The following is a 16,536-nucleotide window of genomic DNA, read 5'->3' on the forward strand; positions in this document are numbered from 1 at the left end:
CCGAGGTTCGCTCCCTACGCTGGGAGGCGTGACCCGGTACCCTCGTCGCCCGGCCCTCCGCCGGGCAGCAGCTCTCGTGCTCTGCGCGCTGTGCCTGCTCGCGCCGACGGGCTGCGGCACCGCCCAGGCGCCCCCGGAGCTCGTCCTGGAGCCGTCGACCGGCGCCCCCTCCCCGGCATCCTCGGGGCCCTCCCCGGAGCCGGGGACCTGCTTCGACGTGGCGAGCGCCTACACCGCCCTGACCCTCGTTCCGCTGTCCGCCGACGGGGCGGACCCCGGATTCCGTCCCCGGGACGCGGCCTCCTCCGTGCGCGAGCTCATGCCCCGGCTGCCGGCCGAGCTGCACCCCGCGTTCGACGACGCCGTGGCCGCCCTGGAGTCCTCGGGCGCGTCCGTGCAGCCCGCCGAGCTCGCCGGGCTGCAGCGGACGCTGGTGCCGGTGGGCGACTGGCTGCGGCAGGCGTGCACCGAACCCACCCCCTCGACCTGACCGGCCTCCTGCCCGGACGGCGGGCAGGAGGCCGGTCCGGGCAGGAGGCTCGACGGGCGCGGCCGGGACGGCGCGCGAGCGGCGGCAGGACCCGGGGCGCGGCGTCGTGCGGTGCCCGCCCGGGGTCAGTCCGCCAGGAGCACCCACACCGCCCGCTCGGGCCGCAGGGCACCGTCCGTCACGGCGTCCTGCCGGCTCGTGACGAGCAGCTCCCCGGCGGGCAGGGGCACCGGGTCCCCGCCCAGGTTCGCCGCCACGAGGACCCGCCGCCCGGTGCCGGAGGTGTTCACGAAGGACAGCAGGCCCGCCGCGGCGTCGTGGCTCTCGTGCCACGCGAAGGTTCCGCGGCCCAGTCCGAGCTCCCGGCGCGCGCGCAGCGCCGCGCGGTACAGCGTGTGCGTGGACCCGGGGACCCCCACCTGCCGGTCCGCCGCGAGCTCGGCGAAGGACGCGGGCTGCGGCAGCCACGGATCGGGGCCGAAGCCGTGGCCGGGCTCCCCGGCGGCCCACGGCAGGGGCACACGGCAGCCGTCGCGGCCGGTCTCCGCGCCCCGGGTGCGGGCGAACGCCGGGTCCTGGCGCAGCTCGGCCGGCAGGCTCGTGTGGTCGGGCAGGCCCAGCTCGTCCCCCTGGTACAGGTACGCGGAGCCGGGCAGCGCGAGCTCCACCAGGGCGGCGGCGCGGCCGCGGGCGAGACCCTGTTCGTGGTCCGGCTGCTCGTGCTCCGCGTCGATGCCCTTCGGGTAGGCGATGGGGTCGGCGAGCCCGAAGCGGGACACGTGCCGGACGGTGTCGTGGTTGGAGAGCACCCACGTGGTGGGCGCCCCCACCTTCGCCGACTCCGCGAGGGAGTCCTCGATCGCCCGGGACATCCGGGACCAGTCCCACCCGGCCACCAGGAAGTCGAAGTTGAAGGCCTGGTGCATCTCGTCGGAGCGGACGTACATCGCCAGCCGGTGCGCGGGCTCGACCCACGCCTCGGCCACCATCATCCGGTCGCCCTCGTACTCGGCGAGCACCCGGTGCCAGTCGCGGTAGACCTCGTGCACGCCGTCCTGGTCGAAGTACGGGCTGCCGGTGTTCATGGGGGTGTCCGGCTCGTCGTGCTCCCGCGCGTCGTGCTCTCCCTCCACCATGTGCACCCGGTGGTCCCAGTCCGGGAGGCCCTCGGCCTTGACGAGGCCGTGGGCCACGTCCACGCGGAAGCCGTCCGCGCCCCGGTCCAGCCATAAGCGCAGGACGGAGCGGAACTCCTCCCACACCTCCGGGTTCTCCCAGTTGAGGTCCGGCTGGGTGCTGTCGAACAGGTGCAGGTACCACTGCCCGTCCGGCAGGCGGGTCCAGGCCTCCCCGCCGAACACGGAGCGCCAGTTGTTGGGCGGCAGCTCGCCGCGCTCGCCCCGGCCGTCCCGGAACAGGTACCGGTCCCGCTCGGGGCTGCCCGGTGCGGCCGCGACGGCGGCCCGGAACCACTCGTGCTCGCTCGAGGTGTGGTTGGGCACGAGGTCCACGATCAGCCGCATCCCGAGCTCCGCCATCCGGGTGCGCATCCGGTCGAAGTCCTCGAGGGTGCCGAAGCGGGGGTCGATGTCCCGGTAGTCGGAGACGTCGTAGCCGGCGTCGTGCTGCGGGGAGACGTAGAACGGGGACAGCCACAGGGCGTCCACGCCGAGGTCCGCGAGGTAGTCGAGGCGGTCGACGACGCCGGGCAGGTCGCCCATCCCGTCACCGTTCGAGTCGTTGAAGGAGCGGGGGTAGATCTGGTAGATCACCGCGGAGCGCCACCACGGTCCGTCGTCGGTCGTGGGGAGCTGGCTGACCTGCTGCGTCATGGGATCGTCCTCGGGGGTGTCCGGTGCGGGGGCGTCCCCAACCTAGTCAGTCCCCCGGTGCGGTGTCACGGCGGCCTGGGCCGGGACCGGATGCGCCGGGGCCGGCGGCCCACCGTCCGGTTGTACCGGGGCCGGACGGTGGCCGACCACGTTGGTGGGCGCGAGGGCCAGGACGACCAGGGCGGCCGCGAGGACCGCCAGCCCGGCCCAGCCGAGGGCCGTCAGCAGCTCGCCCACGACGACGACCGCCAGGACCGCCGCGACGGCCGGTTCGGTGAGGGTGAGCGTGGTGGCCGTGCTCGGACGCACCCGGGTGAGCCCGATGCCGAACAGGAAGTACCCCAGGAACATCGGCACCAGGGCCATGTAGGCGGCCACGGTGAACGACTGCGCCGAGGCCAGCAGGGGCGCCCCGGTGAGCACGAGGACGGGGAGCAGGAGTGCCCCGCCGGCCCCGAAGACCGCGCCCATCGCCGCCGCACGCCCCACCCGGTGGGCCATCAGCCGGTGGACGACCCACGAGTAGAGCGCGTAGGTGGCGCCGGCCACCAGGCCGAGCCCGATGCCGGCGGCGGTGTCCGCAGCCGAGGCCGCCGGCCGGTCGGCCTCGGACAGGCACAGCAGGGCGCTGCCGAGGATGCCCAGGAACGCGGCCAGCATCCACCACCGGCTCAGCGGCCTGCGCTCGAGGAGCAGCTCCAGCAGTCCTGAGGCCAGCGGTGCCGAGGCCAGGGAGACGACCGTGCCGATCGCGACCCCGGCCAGGTGCATCGAGCTGTAGAACGCCAGCGGGTAGACCGCCACCGCCACGGCCCCGACCGCCACCAGCCCGGCACGGTCCCGCAGCATCCGGCGGGAGCGGCGCAGCGCGGGCAGCGCGATGGCCGCCTGCAGCAGCCCGCCCACGCCCAGGGCGGCCGCGCCGATCGCGAGCGGACCGGCACCGGGGGCGAAGGTCGCGGCGGTCCCGGTGGTGCCCCAGAGGAAGGAGGTGACCAGGATCGCGGCGACGCCGCCGGCCGTGCCGCGCACCGGGCGGTTCCCCGTGCCGTGCGCCGGGGTCTCCGCGGCACCGCTCACGGCGCCGGTCGCCGCACGGTCCGGAGCGCCGCGCACGGCGCGGCCGGCACGTCGGCGGCCGTCGCGCGGGCGCGCGCGGGCGTGCGACGCCGGTCCGGCTCCTGCGGGGGTGCGGTCATGGACGGGCTCCTGTCGGTCGACAGCCCAATCTACTCGGGGCCGCCGGCGGGTGCCGCCGTGTCCCACGGGACGGACCGGCCGCGACCAGGACGCCCCGGCGCGGTTCGCCGGGGACACCGCTGACGCCCCGTGCGGGCGGCGTGGTAGAAGGAGAGCATGACCGACGGCCCGCGCACGTTCACTCCTCCGTGCGGGCCCGTGCGCGCCCGGGCCGACGGCGACGTGCTCCGGGCGCGGGGGATCCCCTACGCCACGGCCGACCGGTTCTCCGTCCCCGTCCCGGCGGCCGACCGGGAGGAGCCGTTCGACGCCGCGGACCCGGCCCCGGCCTGCCCCCAGGTGCACTCGCCCTTCCTCGCCGGAGTCCTCGGCGACACCCTCGCCGGGCTCCCGCGGGACGAGCACTGCCAGCGGCTGTCGGTGACCCTGCCCCACGACGTGCGGGCCGGCGAGGGCCTGCCGGTGATGGTCTGGATCCACGGGGGCTCCTACACCACCGGGGCCGGTGACGCCCCGATCATGGATCCCCGGCCCCTGGTCGCCGAGCAGCGCGTCGTCGCCGTCTCCGTCACCTACCGGCTGGGGCTGTTCGGCTACCTCGGTGCGGGCCCCGGCCGACCGGCCAATCTCGGGTTGCTGGACCAGCTCGAGGCGCTGCGCTGGGTGCGGCGCAACATCGCGGCCTTCGGCGGCGACCCGGACCGGGTGACGGTGTTCGGCCAGTCCGCCGGCGGCGACGCCGTGGCCCACCTCATGGCCGTCCCCGAGGCGCCCGCACTGTTCCGCCGCGCCATCCTCCAGAGCCCTCCGCTGGGCATCTCCCGCGGCCGGGCGGCGATGAGCACGGCCATGGCGGCCGCGGCCGGGGGCGTCACCGCCGGGACGCCGGCCGCCGAGGTGCCGGCGGCGCAGGCCGGGGTCGAGGCCCGCGCCGCCCCGTTCGGGCTGCGGGGCCGGATGCCGTTCGGCACGCAGTACGGCCACCACCCCCTGCCGGACGAGCGGGACGTCGAGGCGGCCTGGGACCGGGCGGCCCCGCACATCGACGTGCTCATCGGCCACACCGCAGAGGAGGCCAGGCTCTACCTGCCCACGCTGCCCGTCCTGCACCGGGCCACCCGCGTCCCGCTGGTCGGGCCGGTGCTCCGCCGGGCCGTGGTGGGGACCGCGACCTCGGCCGTGTACGCCCGGGCGGTCCGGCGCTTCGCCGCCCGGCACGTCCGGGCGGGCGGGACGGCGCACACCTACGTGCTCACGTGGGCGGCACCGGGCAACCCGTACGGATCCGCCCACACGATCGACCTGCCGCTGCTGTTCGGCGACGAGCGGACCTGGGCCGGGACCGGGCTGCTCGCCGGCGCCGCGTGGGGAGACGTGCACGCCCGCGGTCGACGGCTCCGCCGGCTGTGGGCCGACTTCGCCCGCGGCGAGCAGCTGCCGGACCGCGGGAGCATCCCCGGTGTCCTGCGCCACCGGTCGGCCGGCGGCTCCCGGCCCCTCCGGGCCCGCCTCCACGGCGCGGTGCGGCGGGTTCAGGACCCGACGGGGACCTCCTGCGCCCCCGTGCGGGCGCTGCGCCGGGCCGCGTCCAGCACCGCGGCGACGGCCACGGCGTCCCAGGGGTCCACCGGGACCCCGCCGTCGTCGAGCAGCCACCGGGCCACGGCCCGGTAGAAGTCGGCGGGCTCACCCGGGGCGGTGGGCACGGGGGTGCTCTCGGCGCCGCGGACCAGCAGGCCCGCCGCGCCCTCCCCGGGCGCGAGGGCGTCGAAGGGCCCGGGGGCGTCGTCGTGGCCGGGCACCAGGAAGGCGCCGGCCGAGCCGAGCACCCGGGTCCGCGGACCGGGGGCACCCACCAGGCTCCCCGCCCAGAGGTGGCTGATCGTGCCCGAGACGTGGTCCAGGGCCAGGAAGACGTCGTCCTCCGTGGGGGTCGTCAGGGCGCGCAGCTCGGCCCGGACCGCCGCCACCGGCCCGAACAGCTGGACCGCCGCGTCCACCAGGTGCGGGCCGAGGTCGAGCAGCAGCCCGCCGCCCTGCCCGGCCGCGTTCTCCCGCCACCGGTTCTTCGGCACCGGACGCCACCGCTCCCAGCGGCGTTCGAACCGGTGCACGTCCCCGAGCCCGCCCCCGGCCAGCACCTGCGCCAGAGTCAGCTGCTCGCTGTCCCAGCGCCGGTTGTGGAAGACCGTCAGCGGTGTCCCGGTCGCCTCGGCGCGGCGGACCACGGCCAGCGCCCCCTCGTGGTCCATGGCCAGCGGCTTGTCGACCACCACGGGGATCCCGGCCTCCAGGCCGGCCAGGGCGTGCTCCACGTGCAGCCCGGTGGGGGAGGCGACGACCAGCACGTCGGGCCCCGAGCTCTCCAGCAGGCCGGTCAGGTCCCGGTGCACCTGCACCCCGGGCCAGTCGGCACGCGCCGCGGAGACCCGGTCCGGACTGCCGGTCACCACGTCGGTGACCCGGCACCCGGCCTGCCGCAGCAGCCTGCCGTGGAAGTCCCGCCCGGCCATGCCGTATCCGACCAGTCCGGCGGTGAGCACCCGATCTGCATCCTGTTCAGCCATGCGGTCACGATAGCGGACCGCCCCAGCGGCACCCCACGGGGTCGGGGGCGCCGGCCGGCTCCCACCGGAGCGTCCCGCGGGGCCGGGCCCTGGCCCTTGAAGATTTCGTGAAGATCCGCCCGTCGCCCTCCGAAATGGGCCGGCCACCGTTCAGCCGGGGGCCCCGCGGGTCTACTGTCGAGGCACGGCGGGTCGCCCGCCCCGTGCTGGACCGGCAGGACGGGACGGTCCGCCGGACCCGTCGGCCGACGGCTCCGGCGTCGTCCCGCCCCCTCGAAAGGACGGACCACCGTGTACTCCGGGATCGTGGCCATGGCGCTCGTGGCGATGTTCGCCGTGGTGCTCCTGCACGTGCTCCACCGCGTCACCAGTGTGGCGGCCCGCCCGGTGACGGTGCTTCCCGCCCGGTCGGGGTGGTTGCCCGAGGAGCACGCCCTGTCCCGGTTCCACGCACGCTGGTACCTCGCCTCGATCGTGTTCCTCGCCTTCGACGTCGAGATGCTGTTCATGTACCCGTGGGCCGTGGTGGTGATGGAGAAGGGGATCTCCGCGGTCGTGGAGATGTTCCTGTTCCTCGGCGCCCTGCTGGTCGCCGTGGCCTGGGCATGGCGGGAAGGAGCCTTCCGGTGGGCATGACCGAGATCCTGGCCCGGTTGGCGGTCCGGGCCGCCCGGGTCCTCGTCGTCGAGGTGCCGGGCCGGTGGGCCACGCGCGTGGAGCTCGAGCAGCAGATGCTCCGCCGGGGCTGGCGCCCGGCCTGGACACCGGCGGACGCGGACGTGCTCGCGGTGTGCGGGGCACCCGGCCCCGAGCTGACGGAACTGGTGGAGCGCCTCTGGGAGCAGATGCCCGGCCCGCGCGTCCGTGCCGACATCGCCTCGCCCGGAGCGGTGCGCTCGGCTCTCGACGCCGCCGCCGCCCTCCTGCTCGACACCCCGCACCACCGGACGGACGCCCGGGAGCGGGCGCAGGAGCCCGAGGTCCCCGAGGACTCGGAGGATGGGGGTCCCGGGGGCATGGACCACGGGGGCATGGACCACGGCGGTCACGGGGGCATGGACCACGGCGGTCACGAGGGCATGGACCACGGGGACATGGACATGGCTCCGGCGGGGATCCCCCTCGCGCAGGGCGGGGAGGACCGGGACGGTCTGGAGATGGACGTCCTCCACCTCCCGCTCGGCCCGGTGCTCCCGTTCTGGCCGGCCGGTCTCGTGCTGCGCTGCTCGTTGCAGGGCGATGTCGTGGTCGACGCCGAAGCCTCCGTGGTCGACGCCGAGGTCGACCACGCCGAGGACGACGCCGAGGACGACGCCGGGAGCGGCGCCGCCGGAGCGACCGGTCCGCGCCCCGGCCCAGCGTTCGCTGCGGCGGTGCGGTGCGACCGTGCCGAGGCGCTGCTGGCCCTGGCCGGAGCCGAGGACGCGGCGGCCCGCGCCCGCCGGGCCCGGGACGCCCTGCTGCGCGGTGACGAGGACGCCGCCCGGGACGCCGTCGAGCGGCTGGATCGGACGGTCCGGCGGTCCTGGCTGCTCCGGTCCTCGCTGCGGGGCGTCCTGCCGTTGGACCGGTCCGACCTCGAAGGCCACGGCCTGCCGCCCCACTGCCGCGGGGACGCCCACGACCGGCTGCTCTCGCTGGTGGAGCGGGCCCGGGAGGCGATCGGCGGCGCGGAGCCGGCCCTGGCGGACGGCCGCGGGGTGCCGTGGGCGGGAGTGCCGTGGACAGTGGTGCCGCAGCTGGTGACCGGGCTGGAGCTGGCCTCCGTGCGGCTGGCCGTGGCCAGCCTCGACCTCGACCCGTTCCCGGTCCGCCAGGAGCCGGAGCATGTCTGAGAGCGTGGTGACGACCGTTCCCGGCGGGTGGGCCGTGCCGGCGGGGATCATCCTGTGCGGCCTGGCCCTGTTCGCGGTGGCGCTGGACGCGGTGCTCTCGGCCCGGGCGCAGGGCGGGCCCGGTGGCTGGTCGGCGCCACCGGCCCGCGCAGCCCGCCTGCTGCGGCAGCGGCGCCGGACCACCGTGGCCGCGGACACGCTGCTGTGGCGGGTCGGCGGCGCGGGCATGCTGGTCGGCGCGTTCCTGATGGTCGCGGTGATCCCGCTGGACCGGTGGACGCTGGCGGACCTGGACGTCGGCGTCGTGTGGTTCAACGCCGTGGACGTCTTGGTCTGGGCGCTCGTCTGGCTGGCGGGGTGGGGTGCGAACTCCGTCCACGGCCTGGTGGGCGGCTACCGGTTCCTGGCGCACGGACTGGCCTACGAGCTGCCGCTGATGTTCGCGCTGGTGGCCCCGGCGATCGCGGCCGGCAGCCTGGCCGTGGGTGATGTCGCGGCCGCGCAGGACGGGGTGTGGTTCGTGCTGTGGATGCCGGTGGCGTTCCTCGTCCTCCTCGTCGGCGTGACGGGGTTCTCCGTGTGGGGCCCGTTCGCCCCGGCCCTCGCCGCGGACATCGGCGGCGGGGTGCTGGCCGAGCTCTCGGGGGTCGACCGTCTCGTCCTCCAGGCCGGGCGCTACCTGTTCCTGACCGCCGGCGCCGCCTTCTCGGTGCCGCTGTTCCTCGGCGGCGGCGCCGGTCCGGTGCTGCCCGGCTGGGCGTGGGTGCTGGTCAAGACGGTGCTGGTGCTGTCCGTGCTCGTGTGGCTGCGCCGGAAGCTCCCGATGCTGCGCCCGGACCGGTTCATGGAGATCGGGTGGACGGTCCTGCTCCCGGCGGCGGTGCTCCAGGACCTGGTCGTGTCCCTCGTCGTCGTCTGGAAGGGCTGAGCCGTGCTGGTCGGAATCGTGTTCTGGGTGCTCGCCGTGGTGGCCGTGGCCGCCGGGGTGGTCGTGTTCGTGGTGGACTCCATGGCCCGGGCCACCTACGCCCTGGCGCTGTCGTTCATCGCGGTGGGGGTGCAGATCCTGCTGCTCGGGCAGAGCTACCTCGGGATCATCACGATCCTCATGATGGTGATGGAGATGGCGGTGATGGCGGTCTACATGGTGATGTTCATGGGCATGAACCCGGCGCTGATGCCCATGGACATGACCCACGGGAAGAGGACGGCGATCGGCGCCTCGGCCGGGGTCTTCGTGCTGCTGGCCGCCGGCGCCCTGCTCGTGCCGTGGCCGCAGCGGCGCGGTGCCCCGCCGGAGGACGTCACGCACGCGCTGGGGCTGGAGATCATGGGCGACAAGATGCTGGTCATGGCCGTGGTCGGTCCGGTCATGGTCGCCACCATCGTGGCCGGGGTGGTCCTGGCCGCCCACCGCACCCGCTACGACCGGCTGGGCGACGACCTGCGCCGCCGCCCGGCCGACGACCCGCAGCCGGGAGGTGTGGGCCGGTGACCCTGGACGCGGTGCTGGTCGTGGCCTCCGCGCTGTTCGCGGTCGGGCTCTACGGCGCCCTGTCCCAGCAGGTGGTGGTGATGGTGATGATGGGCCTGGAGCTGATGATCAACGGGGTGCTCCTGGCCGCCGCCGGCTTCTGGTGGTTCCTCGCCCCGGACCCCTCCGGGCAGGTGCTGCTGCTGGTGGTGCTGGCGGCCATGACCGTGGAGATGGCCATGGGCTTCGCCGTGGCCACGCTGCTGCACCGCAGGCGGCAGACCGACATGACCGACATGGCCGAGGAGCTCTCCCGGTGACCGCGGCCCAGGCCGTGCTGCTGGCCGTGGTCGTGCTCCCGGGCACCGTGGGCGCGGTGCTCGCCCTCACCCGGGCGGAGCGGGCCGCGGCCCCGGTCGCGGTGCTCACCGCCGGGGTCACGACCGCGCTCGCCGTCGCCGCAGCCCTGGCCCGGCCCGCCCTGGCCCACCCGTTCGTGGCCGGCGCCGACTTCGCCCTGGAGGTCGACGCCCTCGCGGCGCTGGTGCTCCCGATGATCGCGGGCGTGACCCTCCTGGTGCTGGTCTTCGCGGCCGGCAGCATCCGGTCGGCACGGCCCCGCTTCCACGGCCTGATGCTGGTCTTCGCCGCCGCGGCCCTGACCACGGCCACGGCCGCCAGCCTGCCGGCGCTGCTGTTCGCCTGGGAGCTCATGGGGGCCACGTCCTACGCCCTCATCGGGTTCCGGTGGCGGGACTCCGCACGGGTCTCGGCCGGGCTCACCGCGTTCGTGACGACCCGCACCGCGGACCTGGGGCTCTACGTCGCCGCCGGCGCGGCCCTGGCCGGCGGGGCGGGGATGGCCCTGGCCGACCTGCCGGCGGCCGACGGCCCGTGGCGGCACGTCGTCGCGGCCGGGATCCTGGTCGCGGCACTGGGCAAGGCGGCGCAGCTGCCGTTCTCGTTCTGGCTCTCGGGCGCCATGCAGGGCCCCAGCCCGGTGAGCGCGCTGCTGCACTCCGCGGCGATGGTGGCCATGGGCGGGTACCTGCTGCTGCGCGTGGAACCGCTGCTCGCCTCCACGGGGTGGGCGGGTCCGGCCGCCGCGTGGATCGGGGTGCTGACCGCCGTGCTGATGGGGATCGTGGCCCTGGCCCAGCGGGAGCTCAAGCAGCTGCTGGCCGCGTCCACGGTGGCGCAGATGGGCTTCGTGGTGCTGGCCGCCGGGGTCGGTGCGGTCAGCGGAGGGGCGGCCCACCTGGTGGCGCACGCCTCGACCAAGGCGTTGCTGTTCCTGGCCGCCGGGGCGTGGCTGACGGCGCTGGGCACCGAGGAGCTCGCCGCGCTGCGCGGATCGGGCCGCCGGTGGCGGGTCGTGGGCGTGACCGCGACCGTGGGGGCGCTGTCCCTGGCCGGGGTCGCCCCGCTGTCCCTGTGGGCGACCAAGGACGCGGTGCTGGCCGGGGCCCTCGAGGCCTCGGCGTGGCTCTACGCCGCCGGGCTCGGGGCGGCGGCACTGTCCGCGGCCTACGCGGGCAAGGTCCTGTGGACGATCTGGCGACGCGGGGTCCGCGCAGCGGTCGGGGAGGGCGGCACCGGGACGGTGGGGGCGCTGGAGCAGGCCCCGCTGGTCGTGCTCGCCGCCGGCGCGGCCGTGCTGGGGGTCCTGGCCCTGCCCCCGGTCGGCCGGACCCTCGCCGGGGCCCTGGGCGGGCACGGCGAGGTCTCGCCCGTTGAGCTGCTCGTCTCGGCCGCGCTCGCCCTGGCCGTCCTGCTGCTGATGCTGCGCCTGCCCGCCCCCGAGCCGGGATGGGCCGCCGGGTGGCTGGGGCTGGAGGCCGCCGCCCACGCCGTCGTCGTCCGCCCCGCACTGGGCCTGGCGCACGCCCTGGCCCGGTTCGACGACCGCGTCCTGGACCGTGCGGTGACCGCCGCGGCGGGCGCCGTCCCACTGCTGGCGCGGGCCGCGGCCCGCGCCGACGACCGGGTCCTCGATGCCGGGGTCGACGCCACCGCGGACGCCGCCGACGCGGCCGGCCGGGGTGCGGCCCGGCTCGACGACGCGGTCGTGGACGGCGCCGTCGAGGGCCTCGCCGGCCGGGTCCGCCGGCTCGGGCAGCTGGCCCGGGCCCCGCAGACCGGGGCCGTCCACCACTACTTCCTCCAGGCCGTCGCGGTGCTCGCCGCCGGCGTCGTGGCCTGGTCCGTCTACGCCGGAACGGGATGAGCATGCTGAGCCTGATCGTCTTCCTGCCCCTGGTGGTCGCCGCCGTCCTGGCCCTGGTGCCCGCGATCGGACCCGCGGCCGCGCGCTGGGCGTGGGTCGCGGTGAGCGTCGTGGAACTGGTGCTCGTCGCGGTGCTGTGGGCCCGGTACGAGGACCCCGGCCCTAACGGGCTCGCGTTCGAGGAGCAGGTGCCCTGGATCCCCGGCGTCAGCAGCAGCTACCACGTGGGCGTGGACGGGCTCTCCCTGCCGCTGCTGGCCATGACGGTCGTCGTTTTCCTGGCGTGCGCCGTCCACGCGCTGCGGGACACGGACCGGCCCCGCGTGCAGGCCGCGCTGTTCCTGTTCCTGCAGGGCGTGAGCCTCGGGGTGTTCGTGGCGGCCGACCTCATCCTGTTCTTCGTGTTCTTCGACCTGTCCATCGTGGGCATGTACTTCGTGATCGCCGGGTGGGGCCACGGCAGCGCAGCCCGGTCGGCGCTGAAGTTCTTCCTCTACACGTTCCTGGGCTCCCTCGCGCTGCTGCTGGGCTTCATCGGGCTCTACGTGGCCGCCGCACCGCACACCTTCGACATCCCCGAGCTCGTCGCCACGGCCCCGCTGCAGGGGGACGGCCTCACCGGGGGGCTCGTGCTCGCGGCGATCCTGGTGGGGCTGGCCGTGAAGACCCCCACCGTCCCCTTCCACACGTGGCTCCCCCCGGCCCACACGGACGCCCCGGCCGTCGGCTCGGCCGTGCTGGCGGGCGTGCTGCTGAAGATGGGCACCTACGGGTTCGTGCGCATCGCCATGCCCATGCTCCCCGAGGCGTGGCGGGCCTGGGCCTGGGTGATCGTGGTGGTCGGGATCGTCTCGGTGCTGCACGGGGCGCTCGTGGCCCTGGCCCAGACGGACCTCAAGCGGATGATCGCCTACACCTCCGTCAACCACATGGGCTACGTCGTCCTGGCCCTGGGCGCGGTCGGGCTCGTCGTCGACGACGCCGCCCAGGCCCGATCCGTGGCGGTCACCGGTGCGGTCGTGCAGATGGTCAGCCACGGGCTGATCACCGCCGCGCTGTTCCTGCTCGCCGGAGCGATGCAGGACCGGGCCGGCACCTACGACATGGGCTCCTACGGCGGCCTGGCCGCCCCCGCCCCGCGCTACGCGGCGCTGTTCGCGGTCGGCGCCTTCGCCTCCCTGGGCCTGCCCGGGTTCTCCGGGTTCATCGCCGAGTTCCAGATCTTCGCCGGCAGCGTGGCGGTCGCCCCGGTGACCGCGGTCGCCCTGCTCGGCATCCTGGTCACCGCCGCCCTGTTCCTCCGGGCCCTGCAGCGGGTCTTCACCGGCCCCCCGGCCGGGCGCAGCCCGGGTTTCGCGGACCTGCAGGCGCGGGAGCTGTGGTCCGTGGGCCCGCTGCTGGGCCTGTCCCTGCTCATCGGCGTGCTGCCCCGGGTCCTGCTCGAGGTGGTCGAGCCGGCCTCGGCGGCCCTCGTCGGCCTGGTGGGGAGGTAGCCGGTGGAGGCCGGGATGCAGATGCGCCCCGAGCTCCTGCTGCCGGAGGCCCTCGTCTTCGCCGGCGGCCTCGTGGTGCTGCTGGGCGGGTCGTTCCTGCCGCGCGACCGGCAGTGGGTCGCCCGCGTCGTCGCCGCCCTGGTCCTGCTGGGAGCGGCGGGCGCAGCCGTCGTCGCCATGGCCGGACCCGCGCAGAGCGCGTTCTCCGGGACCTTCGCCGTGGACACCGCCACCGGTGCCGCCCGGGTGATCGCCGCCCTGACCACGCTGCTGGTCCTGGGGGTCGCCGCGGGGGAGATCGCCGGCTCGCCGCGGGAGTCGGACACGTACGCGCTGCTGCTCTTCGCCACCACCGGGGTGATGGTGCTGGCCGGGTCCACCGACCTGCTCGTGCTGACGGCGGGGTTCCTGCTGGCCAGCATCCCCCTGTACGGGATCATCGGGCTGACCGGCGGCCGCTCCGGGGCCGAGGCGGCGATGAAGACCTACCTGATGGGGGCGCTGTCGGGAATCCTGCTCATGCTGGGCGTCACCGTGCTGTACGCCCTGGCCGGAGGCACGGACTACGCCCTGCTCCGGGACGTGCTGCCCACCGCTCCGGCCGGTGCCGTGGGGACGGGGGTGCTGGGCGTGCTCGCCGGACTGCTCTTCAAGGCCGGCGGGGTGCCCTTCCACTTCTGGGTGCCGGACGCCGCCCAGGGCTCGGGAGCCACTGCCGCCACGTTCCTCACCACCGTGCCCAAGGCGGGGGCGCTGGTGGCCGTGTACCGGCTCGTGGACACGGTGTCCTCGGGGGACGGCTCCTGGCTGCTGGTCGCGGCGGTGCTCGCCACGGCATCCATGGTCCTGGGCAACCTCGCGGCCTACTGGCAGTCCGACCCCCGACGGCTGCTGGGCTGGTCGACGGTCAGCCAGGTCGGGTTCCTGCTCGTGCCCGTGGCGGCCGCCGGGCGCAGCGACCTGGCGCTGCCCTCGCTGCTGTTCTACCTCGCCGCCTACGCCGTCACCAACGTCGCCGCCTTCGCCGTCACCGCGGCGCTGCCCGAGCACCGGGAGCTGACCGCCTACCGCGGCCTCGCCCGGGCCCGCCCCGGACTGGCCCTGGCCCTGCTCGTGGCGCTCCTGGGGCTGGTGGGCACCCCGCCGCTGGCCGTGTTCGTCGGCAAGCTCGCCACCGCCACCGCCGCCTGGGACGGCGGGCACGGCTGGCTGGCCCTGGTGGTGGTGCTCAACAGCCTGCTCAGCCTCTTCTACTACCTGCGCTGGGTCGCCCCGGTCTTCGCCCGCCCGGCCGCGGACTCCCCGGAGTTCCGCCGCCCCGGCGGGGCCGCCGCCTGGCCGGCGGCCACGGCCGGAGCCGCCGCGGCCCTGAGCCTGGCACTGGGGGTCCTGGCCGGTGTCCTGTGGGCGGCCCTCGAGGGTCCCCTGCTGAGCTAGCTCCGAGCCGGTCCGGCCCGGGGCGGCACCGTGCGGGGAGCGGGACTCCCGGGTCCCCGGAGTCCCGCCGCGCTCGCCGGGGCGCCGGGTGCACGCCCCGGCGCTGGACTCACGTCCCGGAGTGGTGGGCCGGCGCCTCCGACTGCGCGTCCTGATCCGATCGGCGGCGCGCCGCGAACCACTGGGTCGCGACGATGACCAGGGCCACCACGGCGGTGACCCCCAGGGTGAACGGGTCCGACTGGGCCTTCAGCAGCACGAAGGGCACGAGGACGGCGACGTCGAGGGCGATCGCGACCCACGGGATCCAGGTCCTGGCCCCGACGTCCTCCCGGAGGTGCCGGATGATGCCGTAGTGGATGGCGATGTCCATGGTGAGGTAGAGGATCGCGCCGAGGGAGGCGATCTGCGAGAGGTCGAAGAACGCGGCCATGACGATGGCCAGGCTCGCGGTGATGTACAGCGACTGGTGCTCCTGCCGGCCGGGCAGCCCCGGGACCTGTCCCATGTCGCGGAGCATGTCGTAGAGCTTGGACACGGCGAAGAGGCTGGCGACCAGCCCGGAGAGGGTGGCGACCACGGCGACGAGCACGGTCAGCCGCACGCCCCAGGCCCCGAACAGCGGTTCGGCGGCCTCCGCGAGGGCGTAGTCCCGCGCCTGCACGATCTCCGGGACGGTGAGGCTGCCGGTGACGGCCACCGCGATGAGCAGGTAGAGCACCGTGCACAGGCCGATGGCGATCATGATGGACCGGCCGATGTTGCGCTCGGGGTCGCGCAGGTCCGCGCCCTGGTTGGTGATGGTGGTGAAGCCCTTGTAGGCCAGGATGCACAGGGCGACCCCGGCCAGGAAGCCGGCCCATCCCGATTCCGGTGCCGTCCGCTCCGCGGCGGTGAACAGCCCGCCCAGGGAGGAGGCGCCCGCGGCGAGGATGCCGGCGATCGCCAGCGCGCCGATCCCGCCGATCTTGATCGCCGCGGTGACGGTCGCGGAGCGCTCCACCCACCGGTTGCCCACGAGATTCACCAGGGCCGCGGCGACGATCGCCGCCACCGCCAGCACCGGCACCCACACCGCGGAGTCCTGCATCCCGAAGGGGCGCAGCACGTAGGTGCCGAAGGTCCGGCCCAGCAGGCTCTCGGCCAGGATCATGGACACGTACATGAACAGCGAGAAGGAGCCGGCGACCACTCCGGGGCCGTAGGCCGCCTTCAGCAGCATCGCGATGCCGCCCGAGGTCGGGTTGGTCGCGGAGTAGCGGATGTAGGAGTAGGAGCTGAAGGCCACGACCACGGCTCCGGCGAGGAACGCCCAGGGCACCCAGCCGCCGGCAAGCTCGGCGACCTGGCCCACGAGGGCGAAGATGCCCGCCCCGATCATCACCCCCGTCCCCAGGGCGACGGATCCGGTGAGCGAGAGCTTCTGGGCGCCCTGCTGGTCGCCGCTGTGCCGGTCTCCGCTGTGCTGGTCGTCGCTCTGCTGGTCTCGGCCGTGCTGCCGGGTGTCGTGCTCCATCGTGGTGTCTGTCCTTCCTGCCGCGGGGTCGGTCCCGCAGCAGTGGTCGTTCGGTCGGTTCCGGCCGGTGCCCCCTCCGGGCGACCGGTCAGCGGGTCTGGGCGGTGGTGTACCCGGCCTGCTCGACGGCGGCCTGCACGGCCTGCGGCGCGGCGGACCCGGACACGACGACAGCGGACGTGCCGCCGGGAACGAGTTCCACGTGCACGTCGGTCACTCCCTCCAGGGCGGTGATCGCATCGGTGACGCGGCCGGCGCAGTGGCCGCAGGTCATGCCGTCGACCCGGTAGGTCCTCGACGGGGCAGGGGCCGCCGGTGCCGGGGACCCGGAGCCGGGCGTCGCGTCCGGGGTGGCGGGAGCGCAGCAGGCGCAGCCGGTGGAGGCCATCGGCAGCGGTCGTCGGGTCAGGGAGGTCATGGGGACTCCTTCGGAGGAGGTGCGGGGGCAGCGGCGGGAGGTCTCTC

Annotated in this window: 15 protein-coding genes and 1 pseudogene; 10 read left to right on the plus strand and 6 right to left on the minus strand. The window is 75.5% G+C overall.

Translation table 11 applies throughout. The features are described 5' to 3' along the window. The first annotated feature begins 28 nt into the window (after nt 1–28). Nucleotides 29–490: a hypothetical protein gene (locus tag ACH9D3_RS02800; protein WP_396401026.1), complete on the plus strand. Its 462-nt coding sequence runs from the start codon at nt 29–31 to the stop codon at nt 488–490. A 125-nt stretch (nt 491–615) separates the two neighbouring features. Here the strand turns inward: ACH9D3_RS02800 and ACH9D3_RS02805 are convergent, their stop codons facing one another. Genes ACH9D3_RS02805 through ACH9D3_RS02815 form a run of 3 tightly spaced genes read right to left on the minus strand, consistent with a single transcriptional unit; the run spans nt 616 to nt 3,521 of the window. After that, on the minus strand, nt 616–2,322 hold the full coding sequence (locus tag ACH9D3_RS02805) for an alpha-amylase family glycosyl hydrolase (protein WP_396409764.1): 1,707 nt from the start codon (nt 2,320–2,322) through the stop codon (nt 616–618). A gap of 42 nt (nt 2,323–2,364) precedes the next feature. Continuing rightward, nucleotides 2,365–3,354 (minus strand): EamA family transporter, encoded by a 990-nt coding sequence (locus ACH9D3_RS02810; RefSeq protein WP_396409810.1) that lies wholly within the window; start codon nt 3,352–3,354, stop codon nt 2,365–2,367. Nucleotides 3,355–3,398: 44 nt separating this feature from the next. Then, complete coding sequence (locus ACH9D3_RS02815) at nt 3,399–3,521, minus strand: hypothetical protein (RefSeq protein ID WP_396409765.1); 123 nt, start codon at nt 3,519–3,521, stop codon at nt 3,399–3,401. Nucleotides 3,522–3,678: 157 nt separating this feature from the next. Between ACH9D3_RS02815 and ACH9D3_RS02820 the strand changes: the two genes are divergently transcribed. Further along, nucleotides 3,679–5,196 (plus strand): carboxylesterase family protein, encoded by a 1,518-nt coding sequence (locus ACH9D3_RS02820; protein ID WP_396409766.1) that lies wholly within the window; start codon nt 3,679–3,681, stop codon nt 5,194–5,196. On the opposite strand, the pseudogene ACH9D3_RS02825 reads toward ACH9D3_RS02820, so the two are convergent. Further along, nucleotides 5,130–6,089, minus strand: a pseudogene (locus tag ACH9D3_RS02825) (Gfo/Idh/MocA family protein); the annotation flags it as partial. The gene ACH9D3_RS02820 and the pseudogene ACH9D3_RS02825 overlap by 67 nt on opposite strands. A 291-nt stretch (nt 6,090–6,380) precedes the next feature. Between ACH9D3_RS02825 and ACH9D3_RS02830 the strand changes: the two are divergent. The 8 genes from ACH9D3_RS02830 to ACH9D3_RS02865 are packed head-to-tail and all read left to right on the plus strand — an operon-like array spanning nt 6,381 to nt 14,555. Next, complete coding sequence (locus tag ACH9D3_RS02830) at nt 6,381–6,725, plus strand: NADH-quinone oxidoreductase subunit A (protein WP_396401022.1); 345 nt, start codon at nt 6,381–6,383, stop codon at nt 6,723–6,725. Next, the gene (locus ACH9D3_RS02835) at nt 6,722–7,924 is read left to right on the plus strand and encodes a hypothetical protein (RefSeq protein ID WP_396409767.1); all 1,203 of its coding nucleotides are present in this window, start codon (nt 6,722–6,724) and stop codon (nt 7,922–7,924) included. The genes ACH9D3_RS02830 and ACH9D3_RS02835 overlap by 4 nt, the downstream gene beginning before the upstream one ends. Continuing rightward, nucleotides 7,917–8,852: an NADH-quinone oxidoreductase subunit H gene (locus ACH9D3_RS02840; RefSeq protein ID WP_396409768.1), complete on the plus strand. Its 936-nt coding sequence runs from the start codon at nt 7,917–7,919 to the stop codon at nt 8,850–8,852. Before ACH9D3_RS02835 ends, ACH9D3_RS02840 begins: the two co-directional genes overlap by 8 nt. A 3-nt stretch (nt 8,853–8,855) precedes the next feature. Further along, nucleotides 8,856–9,419, plus strand: a complete 564-nt coding sequence (locus ACH9D3_RS02845; RefSeq protein ID WP_396401019.1) for an NADH-quinone oxidoreductase subunit J — start codon at nt 8,856–8,858, stop codon at nt 9,417–9,419. Beyond that, the gene (locus ACH9D3_RS02850) at nt 9,416–9,718 is read left to right on the plus strand and encodes an NADH-quinone oxidoreductase subunit NuoK (protein ID WP_126346833.1); all 303 of its coding nucleotides are present in this window, start codon (nt 9,416–9,418) and stop codon (nt 9,716–9,718) included. Before ACH9D3_RS02845 ends, ACH9D3_RS02850 begins: the two co-directional genes overlap by 4 nt. Further along, the gene (locus ACH9D3_RS02855) at nt 9,715–11,625 is read left to right on the plus strand and encodes a proton-conducting transporter transmembrane domain-containing protein (protein WP_396409769.1); all 1,911 of its coding nucleotides are present in this window, start codon (nt 9,715–9,717) and stop codon (nt 11,623–11,625) included. The genes ACH9D3_RS02850 and ACH9D3_RS02855 overlap by 4 nt, the downstream gene beginning before the upstream one ends. Then, a complete protein-coding gene (locus tag ACH9D3_RS02860; protein ID WP_396409770.1) occupies nt 11,622–13,118 on the plus strand; it encodes an NADH-quinone oxidoreductase subunit M in 1,497 nt (498 codons plus the stop codon). Before ACH9D3_RS02855 ends, ACH9D3_RS02860 begins: the two co-directional genes overlap by 4 nt. A 15-nt stretch (nt 13,119–13,133) precedes the next feature. Continuing rightward, nucleotides 13,134–14,555, plus strand: coding sequence for a proton-conducting transporter transmembrane domain-containing protein (locus ACH9D3_RS02865; protein WP_396409771.1), 1,422 nt, complete (start codon nt 13,134–13,136; stop codon nt 14,553–14,555). 109 nt (nt 14,556–14,664) lie between these two features. Here the strand turns inward: ACH9D3_RS02865 and ACH9D3_RS02870 are convergent, their stop codons facing one another. Both ACH9D3_RS02870 and ACH9D3_RS02875 read right to left on the minus strand, forming a co-directional pair. Next, complete coding sequence (locus ACH9D3_RS02870) at nt 14,665–16,071, minus strand: amino acid permease (protein WP_396409772.1); 1,407 nt, start codon at nt 16,069–16,071, stop codon at nt 14,665–14,667. A gap of 88 nt (nt 16,072–16,159) precedes the next feature. Next, nucleotides 16,160–16,489, minus strand: coding sequence for a cation transporter (locus tag ACH9D3_RS02875; protein ID WP_396409773.1), 330 nt, complete (start codon nt 16,487–16,489; stop codon nt 16,160–16,162). Nucleotides 16,490–16,536: the final 47 nt, after the last annotated feature.

Origin of the sequence: Kocuria kalidii (assembly GCF_044462225.1) — a bacterium.
Lineage (GTDB): Bacteria > Actinomycetota > Actinomycetes > Actinomycetales > Micrococcaceae > Kocuria > Kocuria kalidii.